Raw genomic sequence first — 16,645 nt, 5'->3', positions numbered from 1 at the left:
CCCTGCACGCTTACAGCGCCACACTGCCGCCCGTGCGGCCTGCCTCCTGCACAGCGTCGATGAGCCGTATGCTCATTTCGGCGTCGCGCACATGGATGTAACCGTCCGTACCGTCTTCCAGCGCCTTGTAGAACTTGCCGATGAGCTTTGCATGGCTGGCGCCGTAATAGAACTTGGTGCCCGGAAGGCGCGCGTCCTCACACAGCTCCTCGCGGGAACCGTCCTGGGCGACGCGGTACAGCACGTTTTCGATGATGGCGAAATCCGCCTTTTCCAACTGTACGCCAATCTGCACGCTTTCATTTTTGTAGTTGGCGTTGGTGGCCATGAACAGGCCTTTGCCTCCGTCCGCATAGGTGAGCTGCGCGGCCACGGTGTCTTCCACTTCAATGCCGTAGTCCAAAAGCTGGCTGACGCTTGCCCGCAGGCTTTTTACCGGGCCGCCGAGAAAGTACAGCAGGTCCAGCGTATGCACAGACTGGTTGATCATACAGCCGCCGCCGGCCGTTTCCCACTTGCCGCGCCAGGGCTTGCAGTCATAATACTGCTTGGGGCGCGCCCAGGGCACGATGCCTTTTGTCCCCAGCACCCTGCCGTATTCACCGCTCTCGATGATGCTCTTGAGCATCTCGACGGATTCGTTCAGCCTGTTCTGCAGGCAGATGCCGATGTGCACCTCGGGGTGCGCGGTCTCCAGCGCGGCAAATTCCTTTGCCTGCGCGGTGTTCAGCGCCACGGGCTTTTCGCAGAATACGTTCACGCCGTGCTCGGCAAAATATTTCGAGACGGGATAATGCAGGTAATGCGGCAGACAAACGTGTACGCAGTCCGGCTTTGCCTCCCGCAGCATCTCCTCATAATCCGTGTAAAAGGGCACACCCTCCGGGGCGCGCTGCCCTGCTTCGGGATCAATGTCGCACACCGCGCACAGCTCGATGTCCGGGTTGCCCGCGATGGCGGCCAGATGGATGGGAGAAATATCTCCCAAACCGATCACTGCTGCTTTTTTCATATTCTTTCCTCGCTTTCAGCGGCAAAACAGGCAAAGCGGCGGACGGCGAACGGCCGCCGCCGCTTTGTCCCGCCGCGCGGTGCTGTTTACTCGCGGACGGGGAATTTGCCCTCGGCCTCGATGCGCTTGTTCAGCTCGGCCGCATATTCCTCGGGATCCACCGGGTTGCTTACGGTGCGGTTCGTCCAGGCGGAAAGCTGGGAAGCATTGGCCAGGTTCACGCCGTTGATGCCGTCGGAGCCCGGAGCCAGCAGCGGAGTGCCCTCAATGATGTGGCAGGCAAAGTTTTCCATAACAGTAGTGTGCTGATAGCCCCAGCCGTCCTGGTTCTCAAACTCCTCAAGGTCATACAGGCCGCCCGCGGCGTTGCCCATCGTCAGCTTGGCAACGTCCATCATGGACATGGTCTCGTTCATCTCAGGCTCGGTCTTTTTCATGCGGTAGATCTTGGCTTTCTTGCTGTCCTCAACAACGATCTTGCCGCCGTCCAGGTCGATCTCCAGCCGGTCGGTGCCGATGGCATCGTGGGTGCAGGTGATAAAGCTGCCGGTAGCACCGTTGGCGTACTCGGTCACGATGGTGACATCGTTCTCAACGTCGATCTTGCGGTGAGAACCATTGATGTTCTTGGAGGTGACCTTCGTGGGGATGCCGCAGATCCACTGCCAGAGGTCGAGCTGGTGCGGAGCTTGGTTCACCAGAACACCGCCGCCTTCGCCGCCCCAGGTGGCGCGCCATTCGCTCTGCTGGTAGTAGCTGTCCGGACGCCACCAGGTGTTGATGATCCAGTTGGAGCGGCGGATCTCACCCAGCTCGCCGGAGGCAACGATCTCCTTAATCTTCTGGTACAGCTTATTGGTGCGCTGGTTGAACATGATGCCGAACGCAACGTCGGGGTGCTCCTCGGCGCACTTGTTCATGGCCATAACGTCCTTCGCACGCACGCCGGCGGGCTTTTCCACCAGAACATTCATGCCGTGCTCCAGGCAGTAGATAGCGATCTCGTGATGCAGATAGTGCGGAACCGTGGTGATAACGGCGTCCACTGTGCCGGAGGCAACCATTTCCTTCCAATCCTTGAAGAACGGGACGTCGGGATATTTTTCCCGGCACATTTTCTCCTTCTCGGGGTCAATGTCGCACAAGGCGCCCAGCGCGCAGTGCGGGGGGCATTGAGGGGCAGGCATGCCGGGGAATCCGCCCTGGCCTGTCAAAAATCCTGCGTAAGCGCCGCCCTGGGCGCCGATGCCGATGAGGCCAAATCTTACTTTTTCCATAAGTACACTCTCTCCTTTATGTTTGCATTTCATTGCCGGTATGTCAAAAGCGGGACCACCCGCCGGGAAAACAGCTCAGATGGCGTCCAGGATCTCCCTGAGCGCGTGGTACTGCATGGCGTAGCCCTCCGCGCCGTCTTTCGCCTTGTTCTTCTTGATGATGTTGGCAGCATCCTCCGTCTCCAGGGACTGCAGCGACGCGAACAGCACCAGATGCGGCTCCAGTGTCAGGAATCCCTCGTAGCCTTCGTCGCGGATGGCGCGGGTGAGCAGTGCCTTGATCTTGCCTTCGCCTGTACCGCACAGCACATTCTCCTTGTCGTGAGAGACGGCATCCTTGATATGGATATACTCAATATAGGGGCGCAGCAGCTCCCAGCACTTTTCCGTATCCTCGCCGCACTGCACAAAATTCGCAAAGTCGAATGCCGCGCGGAAATGCGGGCTGGCCAGCGCTTCAAAAATGACCCTGCAGCGCGCGCCGGTGTCGCCGTAAATGTCTTTTTCATTCTCGTGCAGCAGGATGACGTCGTGCTTTTCAGCCACGGCGGCAAACTTGCGCAGCTTTTCGATCACCACGTCGCGGTAGCTGTCCGGATCTTTGCCGTGGGGGATGAAGAAACTGAACATGCGGATATAGCGGCAGTCCAGCAGCTTGCAGATCTCACACAGGCGTTCCAGGCCCGCCAGATGCTCGGCAAAGCCGGCCTCGTCCTCCACACCCACCTTGCCGACGGGCGAACCGATGGACGACACCTTCACACCATACTGGGCGAGGCGCGGCATCAGCTTTTCACGCACTTCATCCGGCGTGTATTCGGCAATGTTCTTGCCGTCCGCCGAGCGCAGGGAGATGTAATGCATGCCCAGCGACGTCACCGTCTTGAGCTGCTCGGTAAAATCCGGACTGATCTCGTCCGCAAAACCGGAAATATAAATGTTTTCTTTCATAAAATACGTTACCCCTTTTCTTGCCGATTGGTTGTTGTGCCATGATTCATCAGGGCAGCATGGTCCAAAATTAGGTACTATGTCAAGTATAGCACACCGATTTGCAACCGTGATTGCTATTATTGCTTGACACATTGCGAAAATTGTCTTAAACTGTTTACAAGGCTATCATACTTTATCATTAAGGGTGATCGAGCCGCCGAATGCCGGTTCAGGCTGAGGAAAGGCAGGGACTGTGTTGGGAAATAAGATCCAGAAATTCACCGTGCGCCAACAGATGCTCACCAATAACTACGAGATCTACCGTTACCGGGATTCCTATCTGAATAACGTGGCGCTGCATCATCATGATTTCTATGAAGTATACCTGTTTTTAAACGGGAACGTCAATTATACCATCGAGAGCCGGAACTACCATCTTCTGCCGGGGGACATCCTGCTCATCAGCCCGCTGGAGCTGCACCAGCCCCGCATCACGCTGGAAAAGCATCCCTACGAGCGTATCGTGCTGTGGGTGAACAAAAGCTTTCTGGAGCAGTTCAGCACGCCCCACACCACGCTGACGCACTGCTTCGATTCCACCGTGCCCGGCCACACCAATCTGCTGCGTCTGGCGCCCACGCCGCGCCAGCATGTGACAGACCTGATGGAGCGCCTTGTGGCCGAGACCAACAGCGCCGATTACGGCTCGGACCTTGCTTCCATCGGCTGCCTCATCCAGCTTCTGGTGGAGCTGAACCGGCAAGCGGCCAACTCCGCCCAGCACCACGAGCTGACGGATAAGTCCGGGCCGATCGTGACGAACGTGCTCAACTATATCAACGACCACTATCACGAGGAGCTTTCCCTCGACATGCTGGCCTCGCGCTTCTTTGTCAACAAATATCACCTGTCCCATGAGTTCAACCGCCTTGTGGGCACCAGCATCTACCGCTATGTCATTCAAAAGCGGCTTGTCATTGCAAAACAGATGCTTTCGGACGGCCTGCCGCCCACCGACGTCTACCAGCACTGCGGCTTCGGGGATTACTCCAATTTTTACCGCGCTTTCAAGGCCGAATACGGCATCAGCCCCAAGGATTTCTCCGGCACGGCTCAAACGAACGGCTCAGGCTCCAAATAAACGCGGCGCCGGCGCGCCTGCTTCCGGCATACAAAACGCGCCCTGGATGGTTTCCGGGGCGCGTTTTTTTACCACAGCCGCAGCTGGCCGTCCGTCTCCCGCCGCTCCAGCTCCGGCGGCGTTTCGTGCAGCAGGCGGCGCGCGGTTTGTTCATCCTCCAGCCAGGGGCGCACCTCCTGTGCGCGCAGCACCAGCGGCATACGGTGGTGCACCGGGGCCACGCTGGCATTGGCCTGCGTCGTCAGGATGCAGTACCGCGCCTCTCCCCCGAACACGCCGTACAGCGCCGCCATATACAGCTCCGTCCGGGCGGGCATACGGAAAAGATATCTGCGTTTATCCGCGTCCCATTCATAAAAGCCGGTGGCCGGCACCACACACCGCCGGGCGGCCACGCCGTCACGAAACATGGGCCGTTCCTCGGCCGTCTCGGCCCGGGCGTTGATGACATTCCTTCCCCCCTGCATACCGGGAAAGCCCCAACCCATCACCGCGGGAACGACCTTCCCCTCCCGCAAAACAAGCACCGGCGCGCCGTCCGAGGGGAACACCTCATCCCGCGGCGCCTGCGCACCCGCCTTCCGCACCGCCTCCCGGATGCGTGCCAGCATCCGGCTCTCCTCCCAGGAAAACTGATACCGTCCGCACATGGTATTCGCCCCTTTCTTTCGCGGCGCGCTTCGGCCGCCGCCCGCTGAAACATCAATACCAGTATGCCCTGTGGTGCGGGCAAAACGCAGCGCCGCGGCAAAATACCGGCCGGGGCGCCCCGCCGCCCGGCCCGCTTCGCTCATTCCTCCAACGCTTCTCCGGCGGCGCCCGCTTCCGGCAGCGTGGTGACGCTGCGCAGCTTTCGCTGGATCTGACGTGTGCGCACGCCCACCAGGCTCTCCAGCGCGTTGCCCGCCTGATTGATGCGCGTCTGTGCCTGCTCCAGTGCCGTGCCGAACGTTTCAAACTCGGATTTCACACTGCTCAGCACATCCCACACTTCGCTGGACCGCTTTTGGATGGCCAGCGTCTTGAAGCCCATCTGCAGGCTGTTCAGCAGCGCAGCCATGGTCGTCGGCCCTGCGATGACGACCTTGAACTCCGCCTGCAGGCGCTCCACCATGCCCCGCCGCACCACCTCGGCGTAAAGGCCCTCGATGGGCAGGAACATAATGCCGAAATCCGTCGTTTCAGGCACATGGATGTACTTAGTATGGATGTCCTTCGCAAACTGGCGGATGCGCTGCTCCAGAACCTTGGCGGCCGCCTCCACCTGCGCCGCATCGGCGGTGTCGTAGGCGTCCAGCAGGCCGTTGTATGCGTCGATGGGAAATTTTGCGTCGATGGGCAGATACACACAGGAGGTGCCGTCGCCCGGCAGCCTCACGGCGTATTCCACGCGCTCGCTGCTGCCCTTCACGGTAGCCACGTTCTCTGCGTACTGCTCCGGCGCAAGGATCTGCTCCAGAATCGCGCCCAGCTGGATCTCTCCCAAAATGCCGCGCGTTTTCACATTGCTCAAAACCTTTTTCAGGTCGCCCACGCCTGTTGCCAGCGTCTGCATCTCGCCCAGGCCCTTGTATACGCTCTCCAACTGCTCGCTCACACGGCTGAAGGACTGCTGCAGCTTTTCGTCCAGCGTTTTCTGCAGCTTCTCGTCCACAGTGTGGCGCATCTCGTCCAGGCGCTTGCCGTTGTCCGCCTGCATGGCCGCAATGCGCGTTTCCATCGTGGTGCGGATGTTCTCCAGCTTCTGCTCGCTCTCCAGCGCGCCCGTTTTCATGCGCTGCTCAATGAACTGCAGCTGGTCCGTCACGGCTTTTTGCAGCGCAGTCTGGCGCACGGCAAGCTGTTCGCTCAGCTCCCGCAGGCGGGTGTTCTGCGCCTCCGCCACCTGCCTTTGTGCGTTTGCCTGAAGCTCCGCCGTGGACTGCAGCGTTCCGTGGATGGTGCCGCCCACCTCCGTGCGCAGCGCGCGCATCTCTTCCTGCAGCTCCTGTGAAAGGTTCTGCAGGTCGCGCAGTGTCGCCCCCTGTTTCGGCCTGATAAGTACGCAGACCAGCGACAAAACAGCCGCGATACCCGCCAGCGCCAGTGTAATATATTCGGTCATTCGCTTGTCTCCTTTGCCTTGCCTCCCGGGTTGTGTGATATCCGCGGGGGCGCTTTCATAAAGTATAGTATACGAGGAATTCCCCTATAAAGCAACAACGAAGGCGGCGATGGATTTGTTTGACAAGCTGAAGCAAGTACGCATTTCAAAACGGGCGCGGCGCGGCGCCGTGCTGGGGCTGTGCCTGTGCGCGGCGGCGGGGCTGGGCATGCACCTGCTGCCGGGCGGCGCGCCTGTAGGCTGTACACAGGAGGACCTTGCGGACACGCGGGCCGTCATGGCCGTGCAGGCTTCCGTCTCCGGCAGCACGGACGCGCAGAGCGGCGCGGCCGCGGACAAGGTGGTCTATCTGACATTCGACGACGGCCCCTCCGCCACTACGGAAAGCGTGCTGGACACGCTGAAGGCCGAGGGCGTGCCCGCTACTTTTTTTGTCATGGCGGCAGACAACAACGAGGAATACCTGCCCCTGCTGGAGCGCACCGTCCAGGAAGGGCATCTCATCGCACTGCACACCTGCAGCCACGATTACAAAAGCATCTATAAAAGCCCGGACGCCTATTGGGATGATCTGCAGAAGCTGCGCGAAAAGCTGCTTCCATATGTGCCCGCGGACCATGAAATCAAATGGCTGCGCTTTCCCGGCGGCAGCACCAACACCGTCAGCCACCGCTACGGCGGCAGTGATATCATGAAAAAGCTGAAAGCCGATGCGGAAAGCCGCGGCTTCACCTATGTCGACTGGAACGTGTGCGCGGAGGATTCCCTCGGCGGCCACCCCTCGGCCTCTACCATTTACAACAACATCATCCGCGAGGTCGGCGACAAAAACACCTGCGTGGTGCTGATGCACGACACCAACGCCACGAAGAACACGGCCGCCGCGCTGCCGGATGTTATCCGCTGGTTCAAAAATGCAGGCTACCGATTCGATACCGTGGACCATCTGGAAAAAAAGCCGTAACCGCCGCCGTCGCCCCGCCTGCTGTGGACAAAATACGGCCGGAATATGAAAAAAATGCAAATTTTAACAGCAAAAAGCCTGAAAATCCGTCGTGAGAATTGTAAAAAGGCACAAGATATTGTATACTGAATGTGTTTCGTATCTTGCAGCGGAAAGGGCGTGCGCACATGTTCGGCTATGTTTTGCCCCTGACAGCAGAGCTGAAGGTACGCGAGTGGCACGCCTACCGCGCCTATTACTGCGGCCTGTGCAAGGAGCTGAAGCGTGAATATGGCTTTTTGTCCCGTTTTCTGCTGAATTACGACCTTGTCCTGCCGGCTCTGCTGGCGGACGGTATGGCGGGCACGCAGGCGCGTATGTGCCCGGAGCGCTGCATGGCCAACCCGGTGGAAAAACGGCCGATGTGCCAAAGCACCGCAGGCCTTGCCCTGGCTGCGGACGCGCTGGTGCTGACGGTGTATTACAAGCTGGCGGACGACCTTGCGGACGAACGTTTTTTCAAGCGTCTGCCCGCTCTGGTCCTGTGGCCCTTTTTGAGCCGCATGCGCAAAAAGGCGGCGGTCCGCAGGCCCGCGCTGGACGAGACGCTGCGCGAACAGACGGCCACCCAGCAGGCACTGGAGCGCCGCGCCAGCAAAAGCGCCGATGAAGCGGCGGACCCCACGGCCCGCATGACGGCCGCGCTGTTCCGCCTGGCCGCGCCGGGCAGCCGTGCGCTGGAGCGCATGGGCCTGTTTGTGGGGAAGATCATCTATTACCTGGACGCGGCCGAGGATTACGAAAAGGACATCCGGAACGGCGCGTACAATGTGTTTGCGCTGCAGGGCCTTTCCAAGGCGGAGGCAGTGGCCGAGGCACAGCGCCTGTGCCGCATGTGCGCGGGCGAGGCGGCTCTGGCCTACAACCTGCTGGAGCCGGGGCCCTGCAAGGCGATCCTGGACAACATCGTCTTTCTCGGCCTGCCGCAGAGTATCGCACTGGCCGGGCAAAAGCGCACGCAGCCCAGGCACGGCGCATAAAGCTGTGCGCGGAACGTGATGCATCTCCGCTCCGTGCGGCGGAAACATACAGCCTGACATCCGACAACAGAAAGGAATTCAAATGGACGCATACAAAGTTCTGGGCCTTACCGAGGGCGCGACAGAAGAAGAGATCAAAACCGCATACCGGGCTCTGGCGCAGAAGTACAACCCGGACAATTATGAGGCCGGCCCCCTGCGCGAGGAGGCCGAGGCCAAAATGACCGAACTGAACGAGGCTTTCGACGCGCTGATGGGCGCCATCCGCACCGGCACGCCCGTAAACAGCAGGCGCGCTGCAAACGCAGGCGAGCCGGAGCCGGACACAGGCGCGGCGGCCAACGGACGCTACCGAGCCATCCGCCAGATGATCAACAGCGGCGCGGTGGAGCAGGCCCTTGCGGAATTGAACGCGATCCAGGGCGGTGCCAACGACGCGGAATGGAACTTCCTTGTGGGCAGCGCATATTATTATAAGGGATGGGTAGCCGACGCGCTGCGCTATTTCCAGACGGCGTGCCGCCTTGCTCCGGGCAACCGGGAATATGAGGCCGCGCTGCGCAATTTGCAGAACAGCGCCGGCGGCGCGATGCCCGGCAACCCTTATGGGAACAACGGTATGGCGGGCGCTCAGGCCGTGGGCTGCTCCTGCTGCGACATGTGCACGGCCATGATGTGCATGGACATGTGCTGCGGCTGTGGCCGGGGAGGCTGCTGACGCCATGCAGAAACGCAGCAGTGAAAGCCGTAAGATCGCGCTTTCCGGCGTGTTCGGCTCGCTGGCCGCCGTCCTGATGCTGATGGGCGGCATCCTGCCGCTGGCCACCTACGTCGCGCCCGCGCTTGCGGGCATTCTCATCGTGCCCGTGGCCATTGAATTCGGCATAAAAACAGGCTATGTTCTGTACGCCGCCATCGGCCTGCTCTCGCTCTTTGTCGTTCCCGACAAGGAAATGAGCCTGATCTTCGTCTTTTTTCTTGGCTTTTATCCCCTGCTTAAGGCCAGCATCGAGCGCATGCGCTCCCGTGCGGCCCAGTGGGCCGTCAAGCTGGCCGTGTTCAACGCATGCATCGTCGGCATGTACGGCATCATTTTATTTTTGTTTCCCATCGGCGCCGTTGTCGAGGAATTCGAGAGCATGGGCATCCCGTTCACGGGGCTGCTGCTCTTGATGGGCAACGTCACCTTTGTGATATACGACGTCGCCGTGGCCCGCATCATCGGCCTGTACTGCGCCCGCTTTCGGGCAAGGCTGATGAAAATGCACTGAGCCGCGGGGCGCCGGCTTTACAACACCGGGAGGTTTGATATTCCATGCAGCTATGAAGCGCCGGGCCCTTTTGCAACAGCGGAGCGGGAAGCGCTGCTTCCCCATGGGCTTGCCCACCGCCACGAAGGGTGACGAGGATGGGAGATAACCCGTTTTCGGCAATGTGCCGAAGCGGGCGGCATCGAAAGATTCGGCGGATGCTCCCACGGCCGGGGTTCCGGGCGGCCGACACCATGCGGGCAAAACACGGCGGCAACGCCGAAACAGAGACGCATGGCACACCGGGATTTTACACATAAAATTTTGCGTCCCCGCGCGGCGGGCGGCGTTTTTTTGCGGGCGGTGCAGTACGCCGCCCGGACAGACGTTATCCGACCGCGGCAGCCTCCGGGCGCCGCCGCGGTACGCCTGTCTCTTCGGCTGTGCCGCAGCTTAAGCGGCGCGGCACAAAATACATAAATGCAAAGACGCAAAAACGCGGGCGCGCCGGCGGGGTACGCCCCGGACGTGTTGTGTCTTTCGGCAGGCCATGCGGCGCTTTTCTGCGCGGCGGCATGGCCTTGGTATTGTTTTGTGTTTTTGCGTCTTTCGCATTGTACCATTTTTCAAATGACAATGTTGGGAGATAGAATTTATGTGTGGAATTGTTGGATATATCGGCTCGCGCCAGAGCACGGACGTACTGCTGGACGGACTTTCCAAGCTGGAATACCGGGGCTATGATTCAGCCGGAGTCGCATTGTGCGTAAACGATGAGATCCGGGTCGTCAAAGCACAGGGCAGGCTGGCCGTTCTGGCAGAAAAACTGAACGGCATGCCGCCCATGGCCTCGCACTGCGGCATCGGGCACACACGCTGGGCTACGCACGGCGCCCCCAGCGACGTAAACAGCCATCCCCATTGCGCCGCGCGCGTCAGCCTGGTGCACAACGGCATCATTGAAAACTACGCCCAGCTCAAGGAGCACCTTATGAAACGAGGCTATGAATTCTGCAGCGAAACAGACACCGAGGTGCTGGTAAAGCTGCTGGACCACAACTATCACGGCGAACCGCTGGACGCCATCCTGCGGACGCTGGAGCAGGTGCGCGGCAGCTACGGGCTCGCCATCCTGTTCAAAGATTTTCCCGGGCAGATCTTCTCCGTGCGCAAGGAAAGCCCTCTGATCGTCGGTTACGGCGCCGGAGAAAACTTTCTCGCCAGCGACATTCCCGCTCTGCTGCGCTATACCCGCGATTATGCGGTGCTGGAAGAGGGCGAAATCGCTGTGCTGAGCGCGGATAAGATCGACGTATACGACGCTTTCGGCCATCCGGTGCAAAAGCAGCACCTCACGGCCGACTGGGACATCGGCGCCGCCGAAAAAGGCGGTTATCCTCACTTTATGCTCAAGGAGATCCACGAGCAGCCGGAGGCCCTGCGCGCCACCGTCAATCCGCGCGTACAGGACGGCCTGCCCGCGCTGGGCGTGCCCGGACTGACGGACGAATACCTTGCAGGAGTGGAGAATATCCACATCGTTGCCTGCGGCACAGCCATGCACGCCGGCATGGTCGGCAAGACCGCCATTGAGCGCATCGCCCGCGTGCCCGTTTATGTAGACATCGCCAGTGAATTCCGCTACCGGGACCCCGTCCTTGGCAAAAACGATCTGGTGGTCATCATCAGCCAGAGCGGCGAGACTCTGGATACGCTGGCCGCACTGAAGCTTGCCAGGGAGCGCGGCGCAAAAACGCTTGCTGTGGTGAACGTGGTTGGTTCTTCCATCGCCCGCGCGGCCGACTGGGTTCTGTACACCTACGCCGGGCCGGAGATCGCCGTCGCCAGCACCAAGGCGTACAGCGTGCAGATGGCCGTGCTGTATCTGTTCGCGCTGCGTCTGGCGCTGGCCCGCGGCGCACAGGACGAATGCATCGTGCGCCACCTGACGGTCGAGCTGCAGCGCGTTCCGGAGCTGCTGCGCCCCATTCTGAAGGACTGTGACAACATCAAATACCTCGCCAGCCAGTTCATGAACAGCGATCATCTGTTCTTCATGGGACGCGGGTTCGACTATGCGCTCTCGCTGGAGGGCAGCCTCAAGCTGAAGGAGATCAGCTATGTGCACAGCGAGGCCTACGCGGCCGGCGAGCTGAAGCACGGCACCATCTCTCTGATCGTGGAGGGCACGCCCGTAGTGGCGCTTGCCACACAGGACAGCGTATATGAAAAAACCATCAGCAACGTCAAGGAGGTAAAGACACGCGGCGGCCGGGTGATCCTGCTTTGCAAACAGGACGCAAAGGTCCCTGCCGACGCAGCGGATCATGTGGTGCGCCTGCCCGAATTTGAGGGCGTGTTCATGCCGCTGCTGCTGATCGTACCGCTGCAGCTGTTTGCCTATTACATGAGCGTGCTGCGCGGCTGCGACGTGGATAAACCCCGCAATCTGGCCAAGAGCGTGACGGTGGAATGACCCTTCCGCGCCCGGGACCGTCTTTTCCGGCGGTTCCGGGCGTTTGCTTTTCCCCTGGCCGCATGCTTTTTTGCCGCCTCCCCCGAACGGCGGATTACACCGCGCCCTGCACGCCCATCCTCAAAAGAAACGGGAGAACTCTCCCGGAGGAGGGCCGGTATGCTGCATCCCCCGTTCGCGCGCACGGCCGCGCTTCCGCCCGCCGTTCGGGAAGCGGGCGCAGACACAGGCTCACGACATTCTTTACAAACTGTTTATAGAAAAACTGTGCAAAGATGCTATACTTTAGTTGTCGGAAAGTATTTACAGACAGACCGCCCGGCAGGCCGCTCCGCGCGCGCCCGGGCTGAGGGAGAACCATTCATGGAACTGCGCAGCAACATCAAAATGCTGAATTACGCCCGCAAATATCTGCTGAACGATACGGACAACATCCTGCCGTTCCCCGTGCGGCCGCAAAAGCCGCCCCGCACGGGCAGGCTGCCCACACTCCTGCCGCGCAGTGCGCCGCGGGACGAGGGTGTGCCTGCTGCCGCGCTGGATACGCTGTACCGCAGCCTGTCCGGCGCCGAGTGCGGCACCCATGCCTGCATCGTACTGCGCCACGGCCGTGTGGTGAGCGAGGGATGGTACGCGCCCTATTCAAGCCGGTATTGGCATGTGACGCACAGCATGTGCAAAAGCGTGACGGGCACCGCCATAGGCATGCTGGCAGATGAAGGCCGCCTTTCACTGGATGAGCATGTATGCGAGATCTTTCCTGAAAAGTGCGGCCTGCTCACCAGCCGCCGCATGCGCGCCGTCACAGTGCGGCACCTCGTCACCATGACAAGCGGCGTCGCTTTCAAGGAGGCCGGCGCGGTTCTGGAAGGCGACTGGGTCAAAGGCTTTCTGGACGCAGATGTTCTGTTCGAGCCCGGCTCCGCATTCGATTACAACAGCATGAACAGCTACATGCTTTCCGCCATCGTCAAGCGCAAAACAGGGCTGGGTCTTTCGGCCTATCTGCGCCCGCGCCTGTTCGAGCCGCTGGGCTTCGGCGATGTAGCGTGGGAGACCTGCCCCCAGGGCATCGAAAAAGGCGGCTGGGGCATGTACGTTTATCTGGAGGACATCGCCAAGCTGGGCCAGCTCTATCTGCAAAAGGGCAAATGGACGGGTGCCGACGGAAAGGAACAGCGCCTTTTGAGCGCCGCCTGGGTGGAAGCCGCCGTCAAACCCGACACCGTGCATGAGAACGGCGAAGAATACGGCTATCAGCTCTGGCCGCACAGCGCCGACCACACTTATATGTTCAACGGCATGTTCGGCCAGTATGTCGTCGTTGCGCCGGACCTGGACCTGGTGCTGGCCGTGAACGCAGGCGCGGGCAATTTATTTACCCGCAGCCGCAGCTACACCGCTGTGAGAGAATTTCTGAAGGCCGTGGCCCGTGCTCCCGCGCCCCTGCCGGCCGACCCCGCCGCAGACGCGCGCCTTGCCTTTACGGCGGCGCATCTGCGCTTCGGCGAGGCTGTGCCGGAACCGCCTGTTCCCGTCAGGCATCCCTGGTACGCGCGTGTCCGTAACGCACTGTTCCCCCCTGCCGCGCCGTCTGCTCCCTCTCCTATCCCGGACAGCGTGCGCCCCGCTCTCGCCCAAACATACCGGCTGGAGGAAAACCGGGCCGGCCTGCTGCCCGCCATTCTGGGCTGCATGGAGGACTGGTATACCAAAGGCTCGGAAAAAGCAGCTTTCCGTGTGGGGGACAACACGCTTTCGCTGCTCTGGACCGAAGGCGGCGTGGAGTACTGCATTCCCGTGGGCTTTGAAAACGCGCTGGAATACGAGCTGGACTTGGGTGGCAACCGCTTCGCCGTGGGCGTGACGGGGCGCTTTACCGCCAACGAGGACGACGAACCCGTTTTGAAAGTGACGCTTTGTTTTCTGGAAAGCTCCAGCTCCCGTCTGCTGAAATTCGTGTTCCGGCCGGACGGCGGGCTGACGGTGAAATTTGACGAAGCGCCGGGCCTGCTTGTAGCAATGCGCTCACTGCAGGGCACAATGAAATCCCAGTCTCAGGGGCTGGATTTGTTCAAGGATATCGACTATCTGCATTATCTCATCCACCGCGTCTGTTCCCCCGTCGTGCACAGCGTGCCGCCGGAGGAATTGCCTGCTCCCGGGCAGGCGTGACACAGTCTTTCCCCGCCCGGTCTGCGGCAAAAGCGGCTTTCGCTTTTCAAACAGACCGGGCCGGATTTTTTCCCCGGCAGGCATTTGCTGTGCCAACCGGGCTGGCCAGGCCCGCAGCCCGCACGCACTTCGCCCTTTGAGCGAAAACGCCGCGCTCAAAGGCACATCCTCGCGCGGGGCGGCTTGCTCCCATCCGGTCGCATTTCGCCCTTTGGGCGAAAGCGCCGCGCTCAAAGGCACATCCTCGCGCGGGGCGGCTTGCTCCCATCCGGTCGCATTTCGCCCTTTGGGCGAAAGCGCCGCGCTCAAAGGCACATCCTCGCGCGAGGCGGCTTGCTCCCATCCGGTCGCATTTCGCCCTTTGGGCGAAAGCGCCGCGCTCAATGCGGTTTTGTTGAGGCCGCTTCGCGGCGTCATGGTATAATAACCTCAAAGCTGCCGCTTCGCGGCTGTGCGTGTGCAAGGCACACGCCCCTGTGCCGGCGCACAGGGCTTTGAGAACATTGAACCATCCAAAACCGCAGCACGTGCGGTTTTGTTGTGGCCGCTTCGCGGCGTCATGGTATAATGATGACAAGACGATTCAAAAAAGGAAAGCGGGGCGTATTCTGTGGACATCCGTGCGCAAGCTGTGCGGAGCTTTCGGCTCCGGGCACATCATCTGGACAAAATGCTCCCATCCGGGCAAATTGAAACCGCCGCCGGGGCCTGCGGAGTACAGAACTCGCCGCCCGGTGCGTGGGAAACAGCTCTGTTCAACCGCGTGGAAGGCTGCACTCTGCCGGAGCTGCACGACGCGCTGTACCGCCGGAAAACCCTGCTGCAGGCCTGGAGCTACCGGGGCGTGCCCGTTGTGTTTCCCACTGCGGAAAGCGGAATTTTTCTCTCCCCGCTCGCCGCGCTTAAGGGGGAAGCGCCGTGGATCTATACCCGCGGCATCGCTCTGGCGCTGGAGCACCTGCAAATGAGCTTTGACAGCCTGCTGCCGCTTGTGAAGCAGGCAGCGGGGTATCTGGATGCCCACACCGTTCAAGGCAAGGAAACGCTGGACCGTGTACTGGCGGATGCCGTACGGGAACACCTGCCGTCGGAAAAACGGACACTGTGGGACGCACCCTCTATGTACGGCGCGCCGGACCGGCAGACTGTGGGCGGCGCGGCCGTATCGTTCCTGCTGCGGCCCTGTTCCTTTTCCGGCCTTGTGGTATTTGGCTGCCGCCAGGGCGGCAGCCCGACCTTTGCGTCGTTCCGAAGCTGGCTGGGCCGCGCGCCCGAAACTCCGCCGGACGCGGACAGGCTGTTGGTCCGAAAATTCCTGCACTGCCACGGCCCCTCCACGCCGGCCCTCCTGGCAGAGTGGCTCGGCTGCTCGCCCGCACAGGCGCGGCGGCTTTGGAACAGCGTGGCGCAGGAGCTGGAGCCGGTATCTGTGGAGGGCAAAGCGCGCTGGCTCCTTTCTGCCGACCGCGATGCGCTGGCCCATCCCTGCGGCCCGCAGGAGCGGCTGCTCCTGCTCGGGCCGCACGACCCTTACCTCGACACCCGGGACCGGGACGTGCTGCTGCCCGACAAAGCGCTTCAGAAGCTGGTGTGGCGCACCGTCGGCAATCCCGGCGCTGTCGTGCTGGATGGCCGCATCTCCGGCATGTGGACGGCCCGGACCGTCCGGGACAGGCTGGAGCTTTCCGTCACAGCCTGGCAGGCGTTTTCGGCACGGCAGCAAAGCATGCTGGAAATACGCGCGCAGGAATACGCCGCGTTCCGCGGGCTTTCTCTTTTGAAATACACACTGGAGGATGGATGACGCCTTGCGTCCTCAGGCGCATCGCTTTGGCTGTTCGCCGCCGCTCAGGCGCAATGTCCGACAAAAAACAGCCACAGGCTATTCTTTCGGCCACGCGGGCCGTCCTTACCCGCGGCCATTGAGATACGTTTTTATTGCGGAGCAATAAAAAAGCTCCCGCGGGGGGCCGCAGATGCGGCCTCCATGCGGGAGCTTTTTTGTATGAACCGGCCGGATGCGGCGTTTTTATATCTGCGGCATCGTGCATACGGTTCCCGTTTTGCGTGCCTTTTCCGCCTGAAACACAGCCAGATGGCCATTGAGGGAATCGTTGATGTTCGTGCAGGAGATGGACGGCTGTTCGCCCTGCAGCACGCGCACAAAGTCCTCCACCAGCCGCAGGTCTCCGCCGCCGTGGGAGCCTGTCATGCCGCTTTTGTCTCCGCCGATGGCGAGGTCCACCACTTCCTCGCGCCAGCCGCTCTCGCTGGCCGTGTCGATGGTGCGCACT

Annotated in this window: 13 protein-coding genes and 1 pseudogene; 8 read left to right on the top strand and 6 right to left on the bottom strand. The window is 61.0% G+C overall.

All coding sequences use genetic code 11. The annotated features are described in order from the left end of the window. Positions 1-10: 10 nt before the first annotated feature. The 3 genes from TQ39_RS08505 to TQ39_RS08495 form a co-directional block, all read right to left on the bottom strand. Positions 11-1,012: a Gfo/Idh/MocA family protein gene (locus TQ39_RS08505; RefSeq protein ID WP_050005225.1), complete on the bottom strand. Its 1,002-nt coding sequence runs from the start codon at positions 1,010-1,012 to the stop codon at positions 11-13. An 86-nt stretch (positions 1,013-1,098) separates the two neighbouring features. Beyond that, positions 1,099-2,289, bottom strand: coding sequence for a Gfo/Idh/MocA family protein (locus TQ39_RS08500; RefSeq protein ID WP_050005224.1), 1,191 nt, complete (start codon positions 2,287-2,289; stop codon positions 1,099-1,101). Positions 2,290-2,364: 75 nt separating this feature from the next. Then, the gene (locus tag TQ39_RS08495; protein ID WP_009324404.1) at positions 2,365-3,240 is read right to left on the bottom strand and encodes a sugar phosphate isomerase/epimerase family protein; all 876 of its coding nucleotides are present in this window, start codon (positions 3,238-3,240) and stop codon (positions 2,365-2,367) included. A gap of 238 nt (positions 3,241-3,478) precedes the next feature. Between TQ39_RS08495 and TQ39_RS08490 the strand changes: the two genes are divergently transcribed. After that, on the top strand, positions 3,479-4,363 hold the full coding sequence (locus tag TQ39_RS08490; protein WP_009324405.1) for an AraC family transcriptional regulator: 885 nt from the start codon (positions 3,479-3,481) through the stop codon (positions 4,361-4,363). A gap of 68 nt (positions 4,364-4,431) precedes the next feature. Here TQ39_RS08490 and TQ39_RS08485 read toward each other — a convergent pair whose 3' ends face one another. Then, positions 4,432-5,157: an SOS response-associated peptidase gene (locus TQ39_RS08485; protein ID WP_050005223.1), complete on the bottom strand. Its 726-nt coding sequence runs from the start codon at positions 5,155-5,157 to the stop codon at positions 4,432-4,434. After that, on the bottom strand, positions 5,154-6,467 hold the full coding sequence (locus TQ39_RS08480; RefSeq protein WP_009324407.1) for a DNA recombination protein RmuC: 1,314 nt from the start codon (positions 6,465-6,467) through the stop codon (positions 5,154-5,156). The genes TQ39_RS08485 and TQ39_RS08480 overlap by 4 nt, the downstream gene beginning before the upstream one ends. A 109-nt stretch (positions 6,468-6,576) precedes the next feature. On the opposite strand from TQ39_RS08480, the gene TQ39_RS08475 reads away from it, so the two are divergent. From TQ39_RS08475 to TQ39_RS08440, 7 genes are all read left to right on the top strand, one after another. Further along, complete coding sequence (locus TQ39_RS08475) at positions 6,577-7,431, top strand: polysaccharide deacetylase family protein (protein WP_242853472.1); 855 nt, start codon at positions 6,577-6,579, stop codon at positions 7,429-7,431. A gap of 167 nt (positions 7,432-7,598) precedes the next feature. Beyond that, positions 7,599-8,450 (top strand): DUF5685 family protein, encoded by an 852-nt coding sequence (locus tag TQ39_RS08470; protein WP_009324464.1) that lies wholly within the window; start codon positions 7,599-7,601, stop codon positions 8,448-8,450. 82 nt (positions 8,451-8,532) lie between these two features. Further along, positions 8,533-9,168 (top strand): J domain-containing protein, encoded by a 636-nt coding sequence (locus tag TQ39_RS21830; protein WP_050005222.1) that lies wholly within the window; start codon positions 8,533-8,535, stop codon positions 9,166-9,168. A 4-nt stretch (positions 9,169-9,172) separates the two neighbouring features. Next, a complete protein-coding gene (locus TQ39_RS08460) occupies positions 9,173-9,721 on the top strand; it encodes a hypothetical protein (protein ID WP_050005221.1) in 549 nt (182 codons plus the stop codon). 634 nt (positions 9,722-10,355) lie between these two features. Further along, positions 10,356-12,176 (top strand): glutamine--fructose-6-phosphate transaminase (isomerizing), encoded by a 1,821-nt coding sequence (gene glmS, locus TQ39_RS08450; RefSeq protein WP_050005220.1) that lies wholly within the window; start codon positions 10,356-10,358, stop codon positions 12,174-12,176. A gap of 363 nt (positions 12,177-12,539) precedes the next feature. Further along, on the top strand, positions 12,540-14,351 hold the full coding sequence (locus tag TQ39_RS08445) for a serine hydrolase domain-containing protein (protein WP_050005219.1): 1,812 nt from the start codon (positions 12,540-12,542) through the stop codon (positions 14,349-14,351). A 610-nt stretch (positions 14,352-14,961) separates the two neighbouring features. Continuing rightward, positions 14,962-16,155 carry a winged helix DNA-binding domain-containing protein gene (locus TQ39_RS08440; protein WP_050005218.1) on the top strand — a complete coding sequence of 398 codons (1,194 nt, stop codon included), beginning with the start codon at positions 14,962-14,964 and terminating at the stop codon, positions 16,153-16,155. 225 nt (positions 16,156-16,380) lie between these two features. Here the strand turns inward: TQ39_RS08440 and TQ39_RS21230 are convergent. After that, positions 16,381-16,645, bottom strand: a pseudogene (locus tag TQ39_RS21230) (Gfo/Idh/MocA family protein); the annotation flags it as partial.

The sequence above is a fragment of the Ruthenibacterium lactatiformans genome (assembly GCF_000949455.1).
Lineage (GTDB): Bacteria > Bacillota > Clostridia > Oscillospirales > Ruminococcaceae > Ruthenibacterium > Ruthenibacterium lactatiformans.
Note: the sequence above shows the minus strand (reverse complement) of the source record. Positions and strands in the feature narration are given on the sequence as shown.

Bases quoted from the DNA above. Each gene is read 5' to 3' on its own strand.
- TQ39_RS08505 (WP_050005225.1), bottom strand. From the start codon at position 1,012: ATGAAAAAAGCAGCAGTGATCGGTTTGGGAGATATTTCTCCCATCCAT.
- TQ39_RS08500 (WP_050005224.1), bottom strand. From the start codon at position 2,289: ATGGAAAAAGTAAGATTTGGCCTCATCGGCATCGGCGCCCAGGGCGGC.
- TQ39_RS08495 (WP_009324404.1), bottom strand. From the start codon at position 3,240: ATGAAAGAAAACATTTATATTTCCGGTTTTGCGGACGAGATCAGTCCG.
- TQ39_RS08485 (WP_050005223.1), bottom strand. From the start codon at position 5,157: ATGAGCGAAGCGGGCCGGGCGGCGGGGCGCCCCGGCCGGTATTTTGCC.
- TQ39_RS08480 (WP_009324407.1), bottom strand. From the start codon at position 6,467: ATGACCGAATATATTACACTGGCGCTGGCGGGTATCGCGGCTGTTTTG.
- TQ39_RS08475 (WP_242853472.1), top strand. From the start codon at position 6,577: ATGGATTTGTTTGACAAGCTGAAGCAAGTACGCATTTCAAAACGGGCG.
- TQ39_RS08470 (WP_009324464.1), top strand. From the start codon at position 7,599: ATGTTCGGCTATGTTTTGCCCCTGACAGCAGAGCTGAAGGTACGCGAG.
- TQ39_RS21830 (WP_050005222.1), top strand. From the start codon at position 8,533: ATGGACGCATACAAAGTTCTGGGCCTTACCGAGGGCGCGACAGAAGAA.
- TQ39_RS08460 (WP_050005221.1), top strand. From the start codon at position 9,173: ATGCAGAAACGCAGCAGTGAAAGCCGTAAGATCGCGCTTTCCGGCGTG.
- glmS (WP_050005220.1), top strand. From the start codon at position 10,356: ATGTGTGGAATTGTTGGATATATCGGCTCGCGCCAGAGCACGGACGTA.
- TQ39_RS08445 (WP_050005219.1), top strand. From the start codon at position 12,540: ATGGAACTGCGCAGCAACATCAAAATGCTGAATTACGCCCGCAAATAT.